Source organism: Roseomonas elaeocarpi (assembly GCF_042433915.1).
GTDB classification, from domain to species: domain Bacteria; phylum Pseudomonadota; class Alphaproteobacteria; order Acetobacterales; family Acetobacteraceae; genus Roseomonas; species Roseomonas elaeocarpi.
This window is the reverse complement of sequence record NZ_JBHLUN010000008.1, coordinates 268,918-289,333: the sequence shown is the minus strand read 5'-3', so window position 1 is coordinate 289,333 and position 20,416 is coordinate 268,918. Positions and strand designations below refer to the sequence as shown.

16 protein-coding genes are annotated in these 20,416 nt (G+C 72.1%); 13 read left to right on the top strand and 3 right to left on the bottom strand.

From position 1 onward, the window contains the following. Positions 1 to 180 precede the first annotated feature (180 nt). The 9 genes from ACFFGY_RS12785 (at position 181) to ACFFGY_RS12745 (ending at position 12,035) form a co-directional block, all read left to right on the top strand. Complete coding sequence (locus tag ACFFGY_RS12785; RefSeq protein WP_377044880.1) at positions 181 to 603, top strand: TonB family protein; 423 nt, start codon at positions 181 to 183, stop codon at positions 601 to 603. 278 nt (positions 604 to 881) lie between these two features. Next, positions 882 to 1,283 (top strand): hypothetical protein, encoded by a 402-nt coding sequence (locus tag ACFFGY_RS12780; protein WP_377044879.1) that lies wholly within the window; start codon positions 882 to 884, stop codon positions 1,281 to 1,283. A 216-nt stretch (positions 1,284 to 1,499) separates the two neighbouring features. Next, positions 1,500 to 2,843: an Hsp70 family protein gene (locus ACFFGY_RS12775; RefSeq protein WP_377044878.1), complete on the top strand. Its 1,344-nt coding sequence runs from the start codon at positions 1,500 to 1,502 to the stop codon at positions 2,841 to 2,843. Positions 2,844 to 3,016: 173 nt separating this feature from the next. Next, a complete protein-coding gene (locus ACFFGY_RS12770) occupies positions 3,017 to 3,949 on the top strand; it encodes a TRAP transporter substrate-binding protein (protein WP_377044877.1) in 933 nt (310 codons plus the stop codon). Between the two features lie 11 nt (positions 3,950 to 3,960). After that, positions 3,961 to 5,979: a methyl-accepting chemotaxis protein gene (locus ACFFGY_RS12765; protein ID WP_377044876.1), complete on the top strand. Its 2,019-nt coding sequence runs from the start codon at positions 3,961 to 3,963 to the stop codon at positions 5,977 to 5,979. 181 nt (positions 5,980 to 6,160) lie between these two features. Beyond that, positions 6,161 to 7,846, top strand: coding sequence for a M3 family oligoendopeptidase (locus ACFFGY_RS12760; RefSeq protein WP_377044875.1), 1,686 nt, complete (start codon positions 6,161 to 6,163; stop codon positions 7,844 to 7,846). Positions 7,847 to 7,865: 19 nt separating this feature from the next. After that, entirely contained in the window at positions 7,866 to 9,155 is a 1,290-nt protein-coding gene (locus ACFFGY_RS12755) for a BaiN/RdsA family NAD(P)/FAD-dependent oxidoreductase (RefSeq protein ID WP_377044874.1), read from the top strand. Positions 9,156 to 9,468: 313 nt separating this feature from the next. Beyond that, on the top strand, positions 9,469 to 9,723 hold the full coding sequence (locus tag ACFFGY_RS12750) for a GlsB/YeaQ/YmgE family stress response membrane protein (protein WP_377044873.1): 255 nt from the start codon (positions 9,469 to 9,471) through the stop codon (positions 9,721 to 9,723). Between the two features lie 812 nt (positions 9,724 to 10,535). Then, positions 10,536 to 12,035, top strand: a complete 1,500-nt coding sequence (locus ACFFGY_RS12745; RefSeq protein ID WP_377044872.1) for an ABC transporter substrate-binding protein — start codon at positions 10,536 to 10,538, stop codon at positions 12,033 to 12,035. 10 nt (positions 12,036 to 12,045) lie between these two features. Here the strand turns inward: ACFFGY_RS12745 and ACFFGY_RS12740 are convergent, their stop codons facing one another. From ACFFGY_RS12740 to ACFFGY_RS12730, 3 genes are all read right to left on the bottom strand, one after another. Further along, positions 12,046 to 12,741 carry a response regulator gene (locus tag ACFFGY_RS12740; RefSeq protein ID WP_377044871.1) on the bottom strand — a complete coding sequence of 232 codons (696 nt, stop codon included), beginning with the start codon at positions 12,739 to 12,741 and terminating at the stop codon, positions 12,046 to 12,048. Then, positions 12,738 to 15,395, bottom strand: coding sequence for an ATP-binding protein (locus ACFFGY_RS12735; RefSeq protein WP_377044870.1), 2,658 nt, complete (start codon positions 15,393 to 15,395; stop codon positions 12,738 to 12,740). The genes ACFFGY_RS12740 and ACFFGY_RS12735 overlap by 4 nt, the downstream gene beginning before the upstream one ends. A gap of 69 nt (positions 15,396 to 15,464) precedes the next feature. Then, positions 15,465 to 15,632 (bottom strand): hypothetical protein, encoded by a 168-nt coding sequence (locus ACFFGY_RS12730; RefSeq protein WP_377044869.1) that lies wholly within the window; start codon positions 15,630 to 15,632, stop codon positions 15,465 to 15,467. A 335-nt stretch (positions 15,633 to 15,967) separates the two neighbouring features. Between ACFFGY_RS12730 and kdpF the strand changes: the two genes are divergently transcribed. The 4 genes from kdpF to kdpC are packed head-to-tail and all read left to right on the top strand — an operon-like array spanning position 15,968 to position 20,398. Beyond that, positions 15,968 to 16,054: a K(+)-transporting ATPase subunit F gene (kdpF, locus tag ACFFGY_RS12725; RefSeq protein WP_377045048.1), complete on the top strand. Its 87-nt coding sequence runs from the start codon at positions 15,968 to 15,970 to the stop codon at positions 16,052 to 16,054. A 4-nt stretch (positions 16,055 to 16,058) separates the two neighbouring features. Next, positions 16,059 to 17,756 (top strand): potassium-transporting ATPase subunit KdpA, encoded by a 1,698-nt coding sequence (gene kdpA, locus ACFFGY_RS12720; RefSeq protein WP_377044868.1) that lies wholly within the window; start codon positions 16,059 to 16,061, stop codon positions 17,754 to 17,756. Positions 17,757 to 17,770: 14 nt separating this feature from the next. Next, a complete protein-coding gene (kdpB, locus tag ACFFGY_RS12715; protein WP_377044867.1) occupies positions 17,771 to 19,840 on the top strand; it encodes a potassium-transporting ATPase subunit KdpB in 2,070 nt (689 codons plus the stop codon). A gap of 3 nt (positions 19,841 to 19,843) precedes the next feature. Continuing rightward, positions 19,844 to 20,398, top strand: a complete 555-nt coding sequence (gene kdpC / locus ACFFGY_RS12710; protein WP_377044866.1) for a potassium-transporting ATPase subunit KdpC — start codon at positions 19,844 to 19,846, stop codon at positions 20,396 to 20,398. Positions 20,399 to 20,416 lie beyond the last annotated feature (18 nt).

Genomic DNA, 20,416 nt, shown 5'->3' with positions numbered 1-20,416 from the left:
GATACGGGAGCGCGAGCATGGCACCGCGCCCGGAGGCGCAGCAAGCCGGCCGTCGGTGCCCTTCCGCCCGATGTACCCGGAGGTCCGGTCCGCCTCGCCATGACCCGGAAACCGGGCGGTACCCGCCGGGCCCGCGCCGCGCTATCCGGAACCGTGGCCGATGCCACCGGGAGAATCGACGTGAAGCCTGTTGCGCGCCGTGCCTGGCTGCTGGCGGCCCTGACCCTGCCTGCTGCCTGCGCAGCCTCCGGCAGTCCCTGGACCGCGGAACAGCGGGCCGAGATGGCGCGCTGGTCGGCCGGCGTCAGCGAAAAGCTCCGCAGCAAGGCCTACTTCCCCCGCGACCCGGAGCGGCCGACGCCCGCGCCCGAGATGCCGGCCATGGTCCGGTTCACGTTCAACCGGGCCGGGCAGATCTACACGCCGCAGATCGAGCGGAGTTCCGGCGCGGCGCTCTTTGACGGCGCGGCGCTGACCGCGGTGCTGGCGACGGCGCCCCTGCCAACGCCACCCGCCTTCCTATTTCAGGACCGCGAAACCTACACCATGGTTGCGCCGGTGCGGTTCTCGGACCGGCCGCCGCCCTCGGGCCTCCTGCGCTGAGCCCGGGCCGCCGGACACTTCGGAGCGTGACACGAGACGGCGCCCCGCCGGGCGAGGCACGGCGTTAAGCCGCGGCACGCGCCGAGGGGCCGGCCGCCGGTGCTGCAGCGGGCGCATCACCGGGCAACCCGGCGGGCTTCCGGCCAGGCACCCCAGGGATGGCGGTCCAGGGGAAGGCCCGCGCACGGCGGCCGGTGCAACCAACGCCCGCCTGCGGCCTTGCCTGCCCGAAGAAGCCGCCCCGCCGCGATGCCGGGCCACCGAGAGCGAGGTTTCCCATGCGCCTGCTGCCGCTGCCCGCCGCCGCCCTGCTGCTGTGTTCCGGCTGCGCCACGATGCCGCAATCCGCCGACAGCTTCGACGAACCCGGCGCCGCGCACGCGACGCTGGTGCTGCAACAGCCCTTCCCGCAGGCCTACACCACGGTGCTCGAGAACAGCCGGCGCTGCTGGGACGGCACGGGCGAGTTCCGGTCCCGCGCCACGCAGGTGGTGCCGACCTCGGAGCCGCTGCGCACCGAGTTCCGCTACGTCACGCTGAACCCCAACCCGGGCGGCTATTCCGGCCGCTCGGTGATCCTGGACCAGGGCAACCGCACCCTGGTCGAGGTTTCCACCCCGCCGGGCTTCGCCGCCTACCAGCCGCGCATCGCCGGCTGGATCGCCGGCGGGCCCTGCTGAGGGCGAGTCCAGCCCAGCGCGGCGACGCCCCGCCTGCCGCGCGGTGGCATCCTGCCCGTCGCGCGGCGCCACCGGCCTCCAGCACCGTGCCGCCCGCGGCGGCGGCGCTCCAACCATCCCGGCCTCCAGCCATCTTGCCTTCGGCGCCCCGGGCGGCTCTAAGACGCGCCCCCCGCCTCACGCCCCCATCACCTCCCGCCGCCGGAGCGCCCCCGAATGACCCCGACCGACGCGCCCGCCGCGGCCACGCCGCCGGCGCGCAGCCCCGTTGCCGCCACGCCCGACCGCGCCGTGGTGGGCGTCGACTTCGGCACCACCAACAGCGTCGTGGCCATCCTCCAGCCCGACGGCAGCGTGGCCACCGCGCGCTACGCCGTGGGCAGGGCCGAGTTCGACACCTTCCGCTCCGTGCTGTGCTTCTGGCAGGAACAGGGCGCCTCGGGCCGTGGTCTCACCCGCCACGCCGCCGGGCCCGAGGCCATCGAGGCCTACCTGGAGGACCCGCTCGCCAGCCGGCTGATCATGTCGATCAAGAGCTACCTGGCGCAGCGCTCGCTGGCGGAAACGCGCGTGCTCGGCCGCTCCTACGGACTGGAACAGCTCGTGGCGCTCCTGCTGGGCGAGCTGTTCGGCGCCGCCGGCGGCCTGCCCACGGCCGCGCGCCTCGTGGCCGGCCGCCCGGTGCGCTTCGTGGGGGAAACGGCCGACGACGCGCTGGGCGAGCAGCGGCTGCGCGACGGCTTCCGCGCCGCGGGCTTCCGCGACATCCACGTCGCGATGGAGCCCGAGGCCGCCGGCTACCGCTTCGCTTCCACGCTGGACGGCGCCGCCACGGTGCTGGTGGGCGACTTCGGCGGCGGCACCAGCGACTTCTCGATCCTGCGCTTCGAGCCCGGCCCGCCGCGCCGCGTGACCCCGCTGGGCCATGCCGGCGTGGGCGTGGCGGGCGACGCGCTGGACTACCGCATCATCGACAACGTGGTCTCGCCCCGCCTAGGCAAGAACACCAGCTACAGCATCATGGGCAAGGACCTGCCCGTGCCGCCCGGCTGGTACGGCAACTTCGCGCGCTGGCACCGGCTGTCGCTGATGCGCGCCCCCCGCACCCTGCGCGAGATCAATGAGGTCGCGCGCACCGCCTCGCACCCCGAGCGCCTCGAACACCTCGTCCGCTTCATCGAGGACGAGGCCGGCTACGCGCTTTATCAGGCGGTGTCGGGCTGCAAGGCGGCGCTGTCGCGCGCCGACGAGGCGGTGCTCAGCTTCGAGCACGAAGACTTCCGCTTCGCCGAAAACATCCCGCGCGCGAGCTTCGAGCGCTGGATCGCGCCCGAGCTCGCGCAGTTCGATGCCACGATCGACCGCGCGCTCCTCGACGCGAACCTGCGCGAGGCCGAGATCGACCGCGTCTTCCTGACCGGCGGCACCTCGCTGGTGCCCGCCGTGCGCGCGTTGTTCGACCGCCGCTTTGGCGCGGGCAAGGTCGCGGGCGGCAGCGAGTTCGTGTCGGTGGCCGAGGGACTGGCGCTGATCGGCGGCGCGCTGCACGGCGACGCCTGACCGGCGAACCCGGCCGTTGCGCATCCGTCCCCCGACATGGGTGCCCCGCACGCGGCGAGGGGCAGGGGCGCCGTTCTTAACGGAATAACAGACCGTTGCGCCGACACTCCGATGCTCTGTCAGTATGGAGCATGAGCATGCGGCGAAGAGTGTTGTTGGGTGGGATGGGGGCCGTGCTCTGCGCGCCCGCGCTGCGTGCGGAAACCACCGTGCTTCGCCTGGCGACCACCGGCGCGCCGAACTCCGCCACCGGGCGCGGCGCCGCGGCGCTGACCGAGGCGGTCGGCAGGCTGGGCACCCCCCTGCGGGTGGAATCCTACTTCTACGGCAGCGCCGGCGGCGAGGCGGAACTGACCGAGGCGCTGACGCTGGGCAGCATCGATCTCGCGATCCTCAACGTATCGGCCCTGAGCGGCATCGCGCCGATGATGAGCCTGTTCGACGCCATGTTCCTGTTCCGCGACGCCCGGCACGGCCGCGCGGTGATGGACGGGCCACTCGGGCGCGAGGCGATCGGCTGGCTGGAGCCCAAGGGCGTGGTGGGCCTCGCCTGGGGCGAGAACGGCATGCGCCACATGACGTCGACGCAGCCGATCCGCAGCCCCGCGGACCTGCGCGACCTGACCATCCGCATCCCCGCCTCGGACGTGCTGTCGGGCGGCTTCACGGTGCTGGGCGGCAAGCCCGTGGTGCTGCCCTTCCCGGAACTCTACACCGCGCTCGCCTCCGGCCAGGTCGCCGCGCAGGAAAACCCGATCACGGTGGCGGAAGGGTCGCGCTTCTTCGAGGTGCAGAAGACGCTCTCGCTCACCGGCCACGCTTATTCCTCCTGCCTCTTCGCGCTGTCCGGACGCACCGCCGCCCGGCTGTCGCCCGCGACGCGCACCGCGCTGACCGAGGGCGCGCGCCAGGCGGCGCAGGTGACGCGCGACGTGTCCGAGGCCGCCGAGCGCGACGGCATCGAGCGCCTGCGCAAGGCGGGCATGACCGTGGCGGCCGACGTCGACCGCGGCGCCTTCACCGCGGCGCTGACCGGCTTCACCGCCTCGCTCGCCCCGCGCTTCGGCCAGGGGCGCCTCGACACCATCCGCAACGCCGCCGCTTAAGGATTTCCGCGATGCCTACTATGCCCAAGATCCTGGCCGGCAGCCTGCGCACCAAGGTTTACGCGAGCTTCGCGGCAGTGCTGCTGCTGAGCAGCGCCGCCGCGGGAACCTATCACCTGCGCATGGTCGAGATGAGCCGGCAGGTGGACGACCTTCTTCTGGCAAGCGAGCAGTCGCGCCAGGCCGCGCAGCTCAACACCGACATCGGCGAGGCTCGCCGCACCTTCTCGGTGTACCTGCGCACCGGCGCCGCGCGCGACCTCCTCGCCCTGCGCAAGATCTTCGCCGGCGCGCGCGAGGACCTTGTGCCGCTCGCCAAGGGAAATCCGCAGCTGGTCGCGAAGCTGAGCCAGAGCATGGACAGCTACGCCGCCATCATCGACCGCATCGCCCAGGCCGTGGCGAAGCAGCAGACGGTGTTCGGGACGCTCTTCGCCCAGGCCACCGCCGCCAACAACATCGCCACCATGCTGCTGGGCAACGCCGCGGACGAGCCCTTCGGCGCCTTTCCCGGCCTGCTGCGCCTCAACGGCGCCCTGGCGGCCGAGATGAGGGCGGCCGCCCGCTTCAACGACAGCCTGGCGGGCAGCGACCGTGACGTGTTGCTGGCCGAAACCGGGCGCGTGACGCGCGAGCTGGAGGCCCTGCGCGCAGGCGACGGCCTGCCCGCCGGCAGCGACGCCGCCATGGCAGCCCTGCTGAACCACGGGCAACGCGCGGCCACGGCGGCGTCTGGCCTCGCCGAGGCCGCCTCGCTGGTGCTGCAGGTCACGAACGAGAGCCGCGACGGCGGCGCGGCCATGGTGCAGGCGACGCTGGCCACCATCGACAACATCGCCCAGCAGTTCACGCGGGCGGGCAACGACGCCAAGGAAGGGGCGCAGAGTGCCCTGCGGATCGGCCTGACGGTGTCGCTGCTGGCCGTGCTGGCGGCGCTGCTGACCGCCTGGCTGTTCGGCCGTAGCCTGAGCCGCCCCATCACCCGGCTGACCGGCACCATGCGCACCCTCAGCGAGGGCGACCTTTCGGCCGACGTGCCCGATACCCGCCGGCGCGACGAGATCGGCGCGATGGCGCGCGCGGTCGAGATCTTCAAGCAGAACGGCCTGCGCATGCGGGCCATGGAAGCGGAACAGGCGACGCAGGCGGCCGAGGCCGAGGAAGCGCGCCGCCGGGGGCTGCTGGCCATGGCCGACCAGCTGGAGGCCGAGGTGAAGGGCGTGGTCGAGGCCGCCGAGAACGCCGCCACCGATCTGCGCGAAAGCGCCAACGGCATGAGCGGCACGGTCCGCCTGACCACCGAGCGTTCCACCAGCGCCGCGCTGGGGGCGGAAAGCGCCTCGGGCAACATCCAGATGGTGGCCGCGGCGGCCGAGGAGCTTTCGGCCTCGATCAACGAGATCACCCGGCAGGTCAGCGCCTCCACCGCGATCACCCGGCGGGCCTCCACCCAGGCGGCGGAAACCAGCAGCGCGATGGTCGGGCTGGCGGGGGTTGCGAACCAGATCGGCCAGATCATCAGCCTGGTGGAGCGCATCGCCGGCCAGACCAACCTCCTCGCGCTCAACGCCACGATCGAGGCGGCGCGCGCGGGCGAGGCGGGCAAGGGCTTCGCGGTGGTGGCGTCGGAGGTGAAGAACCTCGCGGCGCAGACCGCCAAGGCCACCGAGGAGATCGCGGCCCAGGTGGGCGCCATCCAGTCCGGCAGCCAGGCGGCCAGTGCTGCCATGCAGGCCATCGCGAGCACGATCAGCGAGATCGAGAACAACTCCGCCTCCATCGCGGCCGCGATCGAGGAGCAGGGCGCCGCCACGCAGGAGATCGCCCGCAACGTCCAGGAAGCGGCCCAGGGTGCGGGCGATGCCACCCGCAACATCACCGGGGTGCAGGAGGTCGCGGCGGAAGCGGGCGAGCAGGCCGCCACGGTGCAGCGCGCCGCGGTGCTGCTGTCGGAACAGTCGGTCACGCTGCGGCAGGCGGTGGACGGCTTCCTCGACGGCATGCGGCAGCCGGTGGCTCGCGCCGCCTGAGGCGCGGCGGCCAGGACGGGTGGCCAGGGCGGGCGGCCGGGGCGGGTGGCAGGGGCGGGTGGCAGGGGGCGGGTGCCCTTTTGGCGCCGGCCCCATCCCGGGGCATAATGCGCCGGCCGCGCCCCGTATCCCCTCGCAAGCAGGGGAGGGCGGCGCGCGGCCACCCGGTGGGAGCAGCAGCATGGCGCAGCTACGGTTCGACGACATCGCGGCGGAACAACCGACGCGCGAAACGCTGGCCGAGCGATACGGCGCCATCAACGCGCTGCTGGACCAGCCCGGCACGGGCAACCGTGCCGAGGCGCTGCAACGCTGGGACGTCCTGCGTCGCGAATACGACAGCTGGAGCGCGCTGGTGCACCTGCGCTTCTCGCAGGACACCACCGATGCCGACCGCAAGGCCGCCCGCGAATACGCCGACGCGCTGGCGCCCGTGGCCACCGAGCACGAGATCGCGCTCAAGCGCCGCCTGCTGGCCGAGCCCGACCGCGCGGGCGTCGAGCAGCTCGCCGGCGCGCACGCGGTGCGGCTGTGGGAAACCGACGTCACCACCTTCGAGCCCGCGATCGCCGCCGACCTCGAGGAAGAATCCCGCCTCGGGGCGCGCTACACCGAGCTGCTGGCCTCGGCGCGCTTCGAGATCGACGGCAAGACGGTGAACCTGTCGGGCCTCGCCCCCTACGCGGAATCCCTGGACCGCGACACGCGCCACCGGGCCGAGGCGCTGCGCTGGAGCTTCTTCGAGCACAATGGCGCCGAGCTCGACAGCCTTTACGACGGGCTGGTGCGGCTGCGGCACGGCATGGCGCGCAAGCTGGGCTACAACAGCTTCACGCCGCTGGGCTACCGCAACATGCGCCGCGTGGACTACGGCCCGGACGACGTGGCGCGCTACCGTGACGAGGTCGCGACCCACGTCGTGCCGCTGGTGTCGCGCGTCATGGAAGCGCAGCGGGCGGGGAACGGCTGGGACGTGCTGCGCTTCTGGGACGAGCCGCTGGTGGACCCGCTGGGCAACGCCAAGCCGGCCGGCGAGGAAGCGATCCTGGTGGAGCGCGCGCAGACCATGTTCAACAACATGGACGCGCGCCTGGGCGATTTCTATCGCATGATGAAGGCCGGCGGCTTCCTCGACCTCGCCAACCGCGCGGGCAAGGCGGGCGGCGGCTTCTGCACCTCGTTTCCCACCGTGGGCGTGCCCTTCATCTTCGCCAACTTCAACGGCACCAACCACGACATCGGCGTCTTCACGCACGAGATGGGCCACGCCTTCCAGAACTGGGAAAGCCGCGACCAGCCGGGCATCGACTACCTTTGGCCCACCATGGAAGCGGCCGAGATCCACTCCATGGGCCTCGAATTCCTCACCTGGCCGCAGATGGAGCTGATGGTGGAGCCCGGCGCCGCCGACCGCTTCCGGCGCCTCCACCTGATCACCTCGCTGGCCTTCCTGCCCTACGGCGTCTGCGTCGATCACTTCCAGCACGAGGTCTATGCCAACCCCGAGGCCACGCCGGAGGAGCGCCACGCGATCTGGCAGCGGCTGGAGCGGCGCTACATGCCCTGGACCGACTACGGCGACCTCGCCTACCCGGCGAAGGGCGGCCGCTGGCAGGCCAAGCACCACATCTACCGCTCGCCCTTCTACTACATCGACTACACGCTGGCCCTGTGCTGCGCGCTGCAGTTCTGGGTGAAGTCACGCCGCGACTACGCCGGTACGCTGGAAACCTACGTGGAACTCTGCGGCCGCGGCGGCTCGGCGCCCTTCGGGGAGCTGGTGCGTTCCGCCGGCCTCGCTTCGCCCTTCGCGCCGGGTGCGCTGGCCGAGGTGGTGGGCGAGGCACGGGCCGTGCTGGGGCTGTGACGGCGAACAAGGCGCGCTGATGGCCGGGCCCGGCGACGCCGCCCCGCTGCCACCCGCTGCCGCTCGCGATGGTTCCGGCGCGGCCGCGCACCGGCCCACCGTGGCGGTGATCGGCGCCGGTCCCGCCGGGCTGATGGCGGCCGAGCGCCTCGCGGCCGCCGGCTGCGCCGTGACCGTGGTCGAGCGGATGCCCTCGCCGGCGCGCAAGCTGCTGATCGCCGGACGCGGCGGGCTGAACCTGACGCATACCGAGCCGCTCGAGCGCTTCCTCGACCGCTACGGCGCGGCGCGCGCCCGTCTGGAACCGGCGATCCGCCGCTTCGACCCCGAGGCCCTGCGCCGCTGGTGCGAGGAACTGGGCGAGCCGACCTTCGTGGGCAGCAGCGGCCGGGTCTTTCCCACCGCCTTCAAGGCGGCGCCGCTGCTGCGCGCCTGGCTGGCACGCCTCGACACACTGGGCGTGCAGCTTCGCCGCCGCTGCCGCTGGGACGGCTGGGACGAGACCGGGGCGCTGATCCTGCGCGACGAAGCCGGTGCGCACCCGCTGCGGCCGGACGCCACGGTGCTGGCGTTGGGCGGTGCCTCCTGGCCGCGGCTGGGCTCCGACGGCAACTGGGTTTCCATCCTGCGGGCGCGCGGTGTGGAGGTCGCGCCGCTGCGCCCGAGCAACACCGGCTTCACCGCCGAATGGAGCCCCGCCTTCCGCGAGCGCGCCGAGGGCGAGCCGCTCAAGCGCGTGGCACTGACGCTGGACGGTCGCACTGTCCGCGGCGAGGCGGTGGTCACCGCCAGCGGCATCGAGGGCGGCGTGATCTACGCCCTGTCGGCCCCGATCCGCGACCGCATCGCGGCCGAGGGCGAAGCGCGCCCGACGCTGGACCTCCGCCCCGACCTGTCGCGCGAGGAGCTGCGCCGGCGCCTTTCCGCCCCGCGCCGGGCGCAGTCGCTGTCGAACTTCCTCCGCCGCGCCGCCGCCATGCCGCCGGTGGCCGTGGCGCTGCTGCGCGAGGCCACGGGGGGCAACGCCGCGGCCCTGAACGAGCCCGACCAGTTGGCCGGACTGATCAAGGCCCTGCCGCTGCGCCTCACCGGCATCCCGTCGATCGAGCGGGCGATCTCCTCGGCCGGCGGCATCCTCTGGGACGAGGTGGACGAGGGTTTCGCCCTGCGCCGCTGTTCCGGCACCTTCGTGGCGGGCGAGATGCTGGACTGGGAAGCGCCCACCGGCGGCTACCTGCTGCAGGCCTGCTTCAGCACCGGCCTCGCCGCCGCGGAAGGCGCGCTGCGGCACCTAGGCGTCGCGGCATAGCGCGCGGGAAGACGGGCGGCGTAGCGCGCGGGAAGAAGGCGGCGTAGCGCGCGGGAAGACGGGTGGTGTAGCGCGAAAGGGGGGGGGGCGGGGCAGGGGCGTGCGGCCGTCCGCATCGCCCTGCCGGCAGCGGCGGAACAGGGCATCGGCCCCGGGCGGGGCTGCGGGCGGCGCGCCGTCCCCAGGGGGTGGCGCAACCCCCGGGTCCCGGGCTGCGGCCGAAAAGCCACGACCCGCTCCGCGCCAGTCCGGAACAAGAAACCTTTTCCGCCTCCTGGCGCTGCGAAGACGGAAAGAACCTGGAGAGCCTTCCATGTCCATTATCTGGGCCATCATCATCGGCTTCATCGTCGGCCTCGTGGCCAAGTTCCTGATGCCCGGCCGCGATCCCGGCGGCTTCATCGTGACCACGATCCTGGGCATCGTCGGCTCGGTGGTGGCGACCTACCTCGGACAGGCCATCGGTTGGTACGGGCCCGGCCAGGGCGCGGGCTTCATCGCCTCCGTGATCGGCGCCATCATCCTGCTGATCATCTACCGCATGGTGGCGCGCCGCGGCGCTGTCTGAGCGGCCTTCCTGGGGCGGCCACCACGCTGCCCCGGGTTCCGGCGCACTTCTCCGCGCCTGCCGCCCCGCCTGGCCACTGCCACGCCGGGCACCCGCCCGCCGCCATCACGGAGCGGCCCTTCCTCCGCGCAACGATCGGCGCGGGAGCATCGCCCGCCAGGGTGCACTTTCCCCACCCGGAATACCGCCTACCGCCGCACTCGAAGCCATGACGCCAGCCAATTCCCGGCGCTTCGAGGCCCGTGAAGGCGGCTCCCGCCTTGACAACTCGACCTGCATGACATAAGAATATATTCTTATGTCGGCCATTCGCGCGCTGCGTCCGGCTCGAGCTTTCCGACTCGGGCGGTCGTTCCTGCGGATGGCGCCTGCCGTTCCGCACGATTCATTCGGCAGCGTGACCGGCACGCGAACTTGCCCGCCGAGGGAACTCGCCAGCCACCACACCCAACGCGTCGGCGCCGCGATGGGCACGGTAAGGTCGCGCTTCCTTTCGCCACACCGGGTGCCGCGTCATCTGCCGCGGCCGGCCTGCCTGGCCGCGTCGGAACGGTGGCCGCCCCGGTGAGGACGTAACCGGGGAAGGAAGTAAGATGGTAAGATGGTAAGATGGTAAGATGGTAAGATGGTAAGATGGTAAGATGGTAAGATGGTAAGATGGTAAGATGGTAAGATGGTAAGATGGTAAGATGGTAAGATGGTAAGATGGTAAGATGGTAAGGCGAACCGGCGGCTTTCCCGCCCCGGCCGCCGGCTTGTGAGCCGCGCGCGGCGGCGCCTATCCTCGACCGTCATGATCAAGGAACGGGTTCATGCGTCGCTCAATGGGTTCCCTGCTGGGCGCCGCCCTGCTGCTCGGCACGCTCACCCCGATGGCGCCGGCGCGGGCGGATGCGAACCTCTTCGTGGTGGACCTGGCCACCGATCCCGCCTCGCTCGACCCGCACCTGCAATGGGACCCCGACAGCTACGCGGTGTACCGCAACGTTTTCGACAACCTCCTGGCGCGCGACGTGTCGGGCAAGATCGTGCCGCAGGTGGCGACCTCCTGGCACTACGACTCGCCGACGCAGATCAGCTTCGAGATACGCGACGACATCCGCTTCCAGGACGGCACGCCGCTGACACCCGAGGACGTGGTCTTCAGCGTCCGCCGTATCACCGACCCCGCCTTCCGCTCGCCGCAGCTCAGCCAGTTCGACCAGATCACCGCGGCCGAGGTCACCGGGCCGCACACCGTGCGGCTGACCACGCGCACGGCCTACCCGGTGCTGCTGGCGCAGCTGACCAAGCTGTCGATCGTGCCCAAGGCGGTGGTGGAGCGCGAGGGCGCCAACTTCAACGCCCAGCCGGTGGGCAGCGGCCCCTACCGCTTCGTGTCGCGCACCCAGGGCGTGCGGGTGGAGCTGGCGGCCAACGACACCTACTGGCGCGGCAAGCCGCCATTCCCGCGCGTCGAGATGCGCCCCGTTCCGGATGAGTCCACGCGCATCGCCGACGTCCGCACCGGCCGTGCCGACATCACCCGGCTGCTGTCCACCGACAATGCCGACCAGCTCCGCAGCGACGCGGCGATGCAGGTCTTCTGGGCGCCGACCGAGCGCGTGACGCTGCTGATGCTCAACACCCAGGACGGGCCGACGCGCGACCCGAAGGTGCGCGAGGCCATCGCCCACGCCATCGACCGCGACACCATCATCGAGGCGCTGCTGCGCGGCTACGCCAAGCCGGTCAACGTGCCGCTGACGCCGGCGAGCTTCGGCTTCACCGACCTGCCGGCCTACGGCTACGACCCCGACAAGGCACGCGCCATGCTGCGCGAGGCCGGGGTGGCGCCGGGAACCGCGATCAGCTTCCTGACCTCGCCGGTCTTCGACCAGCGCATCGTGCAGGCCCTGCAGCAGATGCTGGTGGATGTCGGCTTCGACGCGAAGATCAGCACGGTGGACGCGGCGAACTACCTGCGCCTGCGGCAGGGCCGCCCGGACGAGGCGGGGCAGGCCTCCTATTTCCGCTGGTCCTGCGGCTGTCAGGACGCGGACGGGACGCTGTTCCCGCTGTTCCACTCTTCCAGCCAGTGGGCGAAGTACAGCGACCCGGCGGTGGACCGATTGCTGGAGACCGGCCGCAACACGCTGGATGAGGGCGCGCGCCAGGCGGCCTATCGCACGGCGCTGGAAAAGATTCACGCCGACGTGCCGGCGGTGCCGTTGTTCCAAGACGTGGTGATGTTTGCCGCCCGCAGGCCGGTGCGCTTCCAGCCGACCGCCAACGAGTCCTTCTCGCTGATGGAGATGCGCTGGGTTCCTTAGAGCCGCGGCGTCATTCCCCGTCGCCGAAGCGATACCCCACGCCGGGCTCGGTGCGCAGCAGCCCGGCGGCGCCTTCCAGCTTCTGACGCAGGTGGCCCACGTAGACGCGCAGGTACTGCCCGTCCTCGACATGCGCTGGGCCCCAGACGGCGCTCAGGATCTGCCGGTGGGTCAGCACCCGGCCCGAGGCGCGCGCCAGCGTCACCAGCAGGTCCCATTCCCGCGGCGTCAGCTTCAGCGGCTCCCCGCCATCGAGGCGGGCGGTGCGGCGATGGAGGTCGATCTCCAGCGGACCGGTGCGGATCAGCGGGCTGCTGTCTTCCTGCCCGCGCGCGGCGGAGCGTCGCAGCGTGGCGCGGATGCGCGCGAGCAGCTCGGCCAGGGCGAAGGGCTTTTCCACGAAGTCGTCGGCGCCGGCATCCAGGGCGCGGACCTTCTCCTCCTCCTGCTGGCGGGCGGACACCACGATCACTGGCACCTCGGAGAAGGCGCGCAGCCGGGTGAGCACCGCGTGCCCCTCAACATCCGGCAGGCCCAGGTCCAGCAGCACCAGCGCCGGGTTGCGCGTGGCCGCGAGGTCGAGCGCCGCGGCGCCGCTCTCGGCCCGCAACGGCTCGTAGCCGGCAGCCTCCAGCGCGGGCGCCAGGAAGCGCTGGATCTGCGGCTCGTCATCCACCACCAGGATGCGCGTTCGATGCGTCGTCATAGGGGAAAGCGCAGCACCAGCCGGGTGCCGCGTCCATCCCGCAACGGACTTTCGGCGGTGATGCGCCCGCCCATGGCCTCGGTCAGGCCGCGGCAGATCGCCAGGCCCAGCCCACTGCCGGCGGGCGCCTTGTCGCCGCGCCGCACCCGGAAGAAGGGATCGAAGACCTGGCTCAGCTGCTCGGGCGGGATGCCGGGGCCGTTATCCTCGACCGTGATCGTGAGGTTTGCGCCCTCGCGCCGGGCGGCGGCGGTGACCGTGCCGTGGGGCGCGGAAAACTTCAGGGCGTTGTCGAGCAGGTTCATCAGCACCTGGTCCAGCAGCACGGGATCGAGCTGCACCGGCGGCAGCAGCGCGGTGGCGGTGACCCGGACGGGGCGGCCGCTCCCGCGCGCGGCGCGGTCCGCCGTGGCCTCGAGGGCCTCGGCCACCTCCACCGCCTCGCGCCGCGGCCGCACCTGCTGTTCCTCCAGCCGCACGATGTCGAGGATGTTGGACAGGTAGCGGTTGAGGCGCACGGTTTCCTCCTCCGCCGCCTGCAACAGGTCCTCGCGCGTTTCGGGCGACAGCGCCGGGCCCGCCGTGCGCAGCGTTTCCAGCGCACCACGGATCCCCGTGAGCGGCGTGCGCAGGTCATGCCCCAGCGAGGCCAGCAGGGCGTTGCGCAGCGTCTCGGTTTCCGCCCGCGCGGCGTGGCGCGCCTGTTCCTCCATCAGCTGCGACCGCTCGATCGCCACCGCCGCCTGATCCAGGATCGCATCGAGGAGGCGGTCGCGCTCACCCTCCAGCGCGGCATTCTCGCCGAGGCTGGCGAGCCTTATGCCGAGCAGGCCGACATGGCCGCGGATCGTGCGGATCGGCCGGAACTGCCAGGCCACGCCCGGCAGCGTGTCGGTGCCGGCCCCCGCGCGCCGCGCCCCACCCAAGACCCAGCGCGCGGCGGCCATGGAATCGGCGTCGGGCTCGGCATCGATGGGCACGGCGGCACGGGGCACGGGCTCCCCATCCAGGGGCATCAGAACGCAGACCGGGCAGCCGGCCACGCGCTCCGCTTCCTGCGCCAGCACCAGCAGCAGGTCGCCGCCCGAGCCCGCACCCGCGAGCTTGCGCGCGCTGTCCACCAGCCGGCGCAGCGCGAAGAGCCGGCCGCGCGCGGCGGTGACCGAACGGCCGAGATTGCCGGTGGTACCCAGCAGCAGCAGCGCCACGGCCGCGAAGACCACCACGCCCATCACGTCCTGCGCGCTGGAGATGGTCAGGCTGTAGCGGGGCGACAGGAACAGGAAGTTCCAGGCGCTGAACGACAGCACCGCCCCCAGCAGCGCCTGCATGGGGCCGATCCAGGTGGCCAGCGCCACCACCGCCGCGAGGTAGACCATCCCGAGGCCACCCTCGGGCACCAGACTGTCGAGGGTGAAGCTGATCGCCGTGGCGAGCCCGACCACCGCCGGCACCGCCACCCAGTCGAGCCAGTGGGGCAGGGCGCGGCGCCTGCCCGGTCGGGCGGCGCCGGCGCGCGCGGCCTCGCCCCGCGCCACCGCGGCGGGCAGGACGTGCAGCGTGAAATCCCCGGCGCCGCGCAGCAGCGCCGCCGCCAGCGTCCGGCCGAGCATGCGCCGCAGCCGGGACGGGCGGCCGCGCCCCATCACGATCTGCGTGGCGTTGTGGGCGCGGGCGTGTTCCAGCACCGCGCGCGGCAGGTCGCCCGCCACCACCGTTTCGACCTCCGCCTCCATCGAGGCCGCGAGGCGCAGCGCGGCGGCCGGATCGTCGCTGGCAGGCGCGCCCGGGCGCTCGACATGCAGGGCCACGAGCGGGGCGCGCAGCGCGTCGGCCAGGCGCCGCGCCTGCCACAGCACGCCCTCGGCCGCCTCGTCGCTGCCGATCAGCGCCAGCACCCGCTCGCCCGAAGGCCAGGGGCCGCTGATGGCGTTGGAGCGCATGTAGCCGGTGACGTCGGCATCCACGCGCTCGGCGGTGCGGCGCAGTGCCATCTCGCGCAGCGCCGCGAGGTTGCCTTCGCGGAAGAAGCCCTTCAGCGCGCGGGCGGCCTGATCCGGCCGGTACACCTTGCCGTCGCGCAGCCGCTGCAGCAGCTCGGCCGAAGGGATGTCCACCAGCTCCACCGCGTCGGCTTCCGCCAGCACGAGGTCGGGCACCGTTTCCGCGACGCGGACGCCGGTGATGCGCGCCACCTTGTCCGACAGGCTGCGCAGGTGCTGGACGTTCATCGTGGTCCAGACCTCGATGCCCGCCGCGCGCAGCTCCTCCACGTCCTGCCAGCGCTTGTTGTGCCGGCTGCCCGGCGCGTTGGTGTGGGCGAGCTCATCCAGCAGCAGGATCGCCGGCCGCCGTGCCAGTGCGGCGTCGAGGTCGAACTCCTCGATCACCTGCCCGCGATAGGGCCGCGCGACGCGCGGCAGGACTTCCAGCGTGCCGAGCTGCGCCGCCGTGTCCGCGCGGCCGTGGGTTTCCACCAGCCCCACCACGATGTCGGCGCCCCCCGCCGCGCGCTGCCGCGCTTCGCCCAGCATCTCGAAGGTTTTGCCGACACCTGGCGCCGCGCCGAGGAAGACCTTCAGCCGGCCGCGTCCTTCGCGCGCCGCGGCCGCCAGCAGCGCGTCCGGATCGGGACGTCTTGGTTCCTCACCCATCGCGTCGGTTAAAGCACGCGGGCACGGCGCACCGGAAGGCGGCCGTGGGCCCGCGTCAAAGGGCCCACATCAACGGGCCGCGGCTTGGCGGCGTGTCACGGGTGCGGCCGACTTGCCCGTTATCCAGCGGACGGCCCGCGCGGGGCGATGGCGCTGTTCCAGCCCGACGGCGAGCACGAAGAAATCCAGCAGCAGGCCGAGGTACACGACGCCGGCCGAAGTGAATTCATCGTTCATGCCCGCCACCTGGCGCTGGGCTTCGTGATTCGGGGATGCGTTGACACACGCTTCCTGTGCCACGCACCGCTGCTAAGCCGCCATGTGCGTCCGGGGCCGCCGCCATAAAGAACCTGTAAAAACCCGCGATGCCCCGACCGGTTTTTGCGGCGCCTTTACGGGCGTCGCCCGCCTTCCGCATCGCGGCTTTGCAGGGGTTGTTTCTAGGAATCCCGCAGCGCCACAGGCACGGCGCGCGGAACCTCGATGATCGACATTCTTCTGCTGGGGCTCGGCCTCGGCACCTTCGGGCTGATGGCGGCCTACCTCCTCGCCTGCGAGCGGGTGTGAGCCGCATGTTCGACCTGATCCTGGGCGGCGCCGTGTGCGCGGGCCTCCTCGTCTACCTGCTCCGGGCCCTGCTGCGGCCCGAGGACCTGTGATCCCATGACCCTTTTCGGCTGGGCGCAGATCGCGCTCGTCCTCGCGCTCGTCGTGGCGGCCGCCGTGCCGCTCGGGCGCTACATCGCCGCCGTGGTGGATGGCCGCGTCCGCTGGCTGGCACCGATGGAGGCCATCTTCTACCGCGCGGCCGGCATCGACCCCGCACGCGGCCAGGGGTGGCGTGCCTATACGCTGTCGATGCTCGCGGTGAACGCGGCGGGCTTCCTGCTGCTGTTCCTGCTGCTGCGGCTGCAAGGCTGGCTGCCGCTGAACCCGCGCGGCTTTTCCGGCATGTCGCCCTGGCTCGCCTTCAATACGGCGGCGAGCTTCGTGACCAACACCAACTGGCAGGCCTATTCGGGTGAGGCCGCGGCCTCCTACCTGTCGCAGATGGCCGGCTTCACGGTGCAGAACTTCCTGTCCGCGGCCACGGGCATCGCGCTGGCGGTTGCGCTGAGCCGTGCCTTCGCGCGCCGGGCGGGTAGCGACCTCGGCAACTTCTGGGCCGACTTCACGCGGATCAACCTTTACCTGCTGCTGCCCTTGTCGGTGGTGGTGGGCCTCGCCTTCGTGGCCATGGGCATCCCGCAGACCCTGCGCGACTACGTCACCGCCGACACGCTCGAGGGCGGGAGCCAGGTGATCGCACTGGGCCCGGCCGCCTTCCAGATCGCCATCAAGCACCTGGGCACCAATGGCGGCGGCTTCTTCGGCGTGAACTCGCTGCATCCCTTCGAGGGGCCGAGCGCGCTGGCGACGGCGCTGCAGATCTGGTCGCAGGCGGTGATCCCCTTCGCGCTGTGCCTCACCTTCGGCCACATCGTGGGCGAGCTGCGCCAGGGCCGCGCACTGCTGCTGGTGATGCTGGGCTTCGTCGTCGTCGCCACCGCGGCGATCTACGCGGCCGAGGCCGCGGGCAACCCGCTGCTCACCGCGCTGGGCGTCGATCCGGCGATGGGCAACATGGAAGGCAAGGACATCCGCTTCGGCCTGCCGCTGGTGGCGCTGTTCACGGCCACCACCACGGGCGCCTCCTGCGGCGCGGTGAACGCGATGTTCTCCTCCTTCACGCCGCTGGGCGGGCTGGTGCCGCTGTTCCTGATCCAGCTGGGTGAGGTTCTGCCGGGCGGCGTCGGCTCCGGGCTGTACGGCATGATCGTCTTCGCGCTGCTGGCGGTGTTCGTGGCGGGCCTGATGGTCGGGCGCACGCCGGAATACCTCGGCAAGAAGGTGCAGGCGCGCGAGATCAAGCTCGCCATGCTGGCGGTGCTGATCCTGCCGACGGTGGTGCTGGGCTTCACCGCGGTGTCGGTGGTGCTGCCGGCGGCTGTGTCGTCGATCGCGAGCGGCGGGCCGCATGGCCTCAGCGAGATGCTCTACGCCTTCACCTCGGCCGCCGGAAACAACGGCTCTGCCTTCGGCGCGCTGACCGCCGACACGCCGTGGCTGGACACCACGCTGGGGATCTCGACGCTGCTGGGGCGCTACGCCTTCGTGGTGCCGGTGATGGCCATCGCGGGTTCACTGGGCAGCAAGCTCAAGGCACCCGCCAGCGCCGGCACGTTTCCCACCCACGGGCCGCTCTTCGCCGGGCTGCTGGCGGGCGTGATCCTGATCCTTGGCGGGCTGCAGTTCCTGCCCTCCCTCGCTCTCGGTCCCCTGGCGGAGCACTTCGTGATGCTCGCCGGCAAGACCTTCTGAGGCTCTTCGCAACCATGCCGGACACCATTCTCGGTCCCGAACAGATCCAGGGGCGCACGCGCGACGACGCCTCGCTGTTGGACCGCACCATCCTGTTGCGTGCGGGCGGCGACGCCCTGCGCAAGCTCAACCCGCTGCGGCTGCTGCGGAACCCCGTGATCTTCGTGACCGAGGTGATCTCGGCCCTGGTCACGGTGCTGGCGGCGCGCGCCGCCTTCGAGGGGCAGCCCTGGGGCTTCTTCGCCGCCATCGCCGCCTGGCTGTGGTTCACGGTGCTCTTCGCCACCTTTGCCGAGGCCGTGGCGGAGGGCCGCGGGCGGGCACGGGCCGAAAGCCTGCGCCGCGCGCGCACCGACACCGCGGCCAAGCTGCTGATCCGCGCCGACGACCGCGCGCTGTGGCAGCCGCGCTCGGCCACCGAGCTTCGCGTCGGTGACCTGGTGCTGGTGGAGGCGGGCGACCTCATCCCCTCCGACGGCGAGGTCGTGGAAGGCATCGCCAGCGTCAACGAGGCGGCGGTCACCGGCGAGAGCGCCCCGGTGATCCGCGAGTCCGGCGGCGACCGCAGCGCGGTGACCGGCGGCACCGCCGTGGTGTCGGACTGGATCGTGGTGCGCATCACCGCGGCCCCGGGCTCCACCTTTATCGACCGCATGATCGCGCTGGTGGAGGGGGCCGCGCGGCAGAAGACGCCCAACGAGATCGCGCTCGACATCCTGCTGGCCGGCATGACGATCATCTTCCTGATCGCGGTCGCATCGCTGGTGGGGCTCGCGTCCTGGAACGGGCAGCCGCCGGGCGTGCCGGTGCTGGCCGCGCTGCTGATCACGCTGATCCCCACCACGATCGGCGGGCTGCTGTCAGCCATCGGCATCGCCGGCATGGACCGCCTCGTGCGCTTCAACGTGATGGCGACCTCGGGCCGCGCGGTGGAAGCCGCGGGCGACGTGGACGTGCTGCTGCTGGACAAGACCGGCACGATCACCCTCGGCAACCGTCAGGCCGCCGGCTTCATCGCCGAGAATGGCGTGGAGGAGCGGGCGTTGGCCGAGGCGGCGGTGCTGGCGAGCCTGGCGGACGGGACGCCTGAGGGGCGCTCCGTGCTGGTCTTCGCGCGCGACCGCTACGGCCTCGTGCCGCCCGCGCTGCCGGCGGAGGCCGCCGTGATCCCCTTCACGGCGCAGACGCGGATCTCGGGGCTGGACATGGGCGGCGCGCAGTACCGCAAGGGCGCGGTGGAGGCCGTGCTGGCAAGCGTTGGCAGCACCGGCTCGCCCACGCTGCTGGCGGCGGTGGAGCGCGTGGCGCGTTCCGGCGGCACGCCACTGGCGGTGGCGAAGGATGGCCGGCTGCTCGGCGTGATCGAGCTCAAGGACATCGTGAAGCCCGGCATCCGCGAGCGCTTCGCGGCACTGCGCCGCATGGGCATCCGCACCGTGATGGTGACCGGCGACAACCGCCTGACCGCGGCCGCCATCGCCGCTGAGGCCGGCGTCGACGACTTCATCGCCGAGGCCCGGCCCGAGGACAAGCTGCGCTACATCCGCGACGCGCAGGCGGAAGGGCGCCTCGTCGCCATGGCGGGTGACGGCACCAACGACGCACCGGCGCTGGCGCAAGCCGACGTCGGCGTGGCGATGCAGACCGGCACGCAGGCGGCGCGCGAGGCCGGCAACATGGTCGACCTCGACAGCGATCCGACCAAGTTGATCGAGGTGGTGGAGATCGGCAAGCAGCTGCTGATCACGCGCGGTGCGCTGACCACCTTCTCGATCGCCAACGACGTGGCGAAGTACTTCGCCATCCTGCCCGCGATCTTCGTGGCCTCCTATCCGGAGCTGCAGGCGCTGAACCTGATGCGCCTGACCAGCCCCGAGAGCGCCATCCTGTCGGCGGTGATCTTCAACGCGCTGATCATCGTGGCGCTGGTGCCGCTGGCGCTGCGCGGCGTCCGCTACACGCCCGTCGGCGCGGCCGCGCTGCTGCGCCGCAACCTCTTGATCTACGGCATCGGCGGCATCGTGGCGCCTTTCGTGGGCATCAAGATCATCGACCTCATCCTGACCCTGCTGGGGATTGCCTGAGCCATGACCGCCCTTCTTCGCCCCGCCCTGAGCATGGCGGTGATGTTCACCGCCCTTCTCGGGATCGCCGCACCGCTGGCGATGACCGGCGTCGCAACGCTGGCGATGCCGCACCAGGCCGGCGGCAGCCTGATCGAGCGCGATGGCCGGGTGATCGGCTCCGCCCTGATCGGGCAGAACTTCGCGGAGGCGCGCTACTTCCACCCGCGCCCCTCGGCGGCCGGCACCGACGGCTACGACGCCAGTGCCGGTGCGGCGTCGCAGCTCAGCCCCACCAGCGGGAAGCTGGTGGAGGCGGTGCGCGGGCGCTTGGCCGAGGCCGGTGCGGCACCGGTGCCGGCGGATGCGGTCACCGCCTCCGGTTCCGGCCTCGATCCCCATGTCAGCCCGGAGAACGCCGCCCGGCAGGTGGCACGCGTCGCCGCGGCGCGCAACCTGCCCGAGGCGCGGGTGCGCGAGCTGCTGGCCGCGCAGACCGAGGGGCCGGAGTTCGGCCTGCTGGGGGTGCCGCGCGTGAACGTGCTGCGGCTCAACCTCGCGCTGGATGCCCTGCGCTGAGCTGAGGCCGCAGGGAAG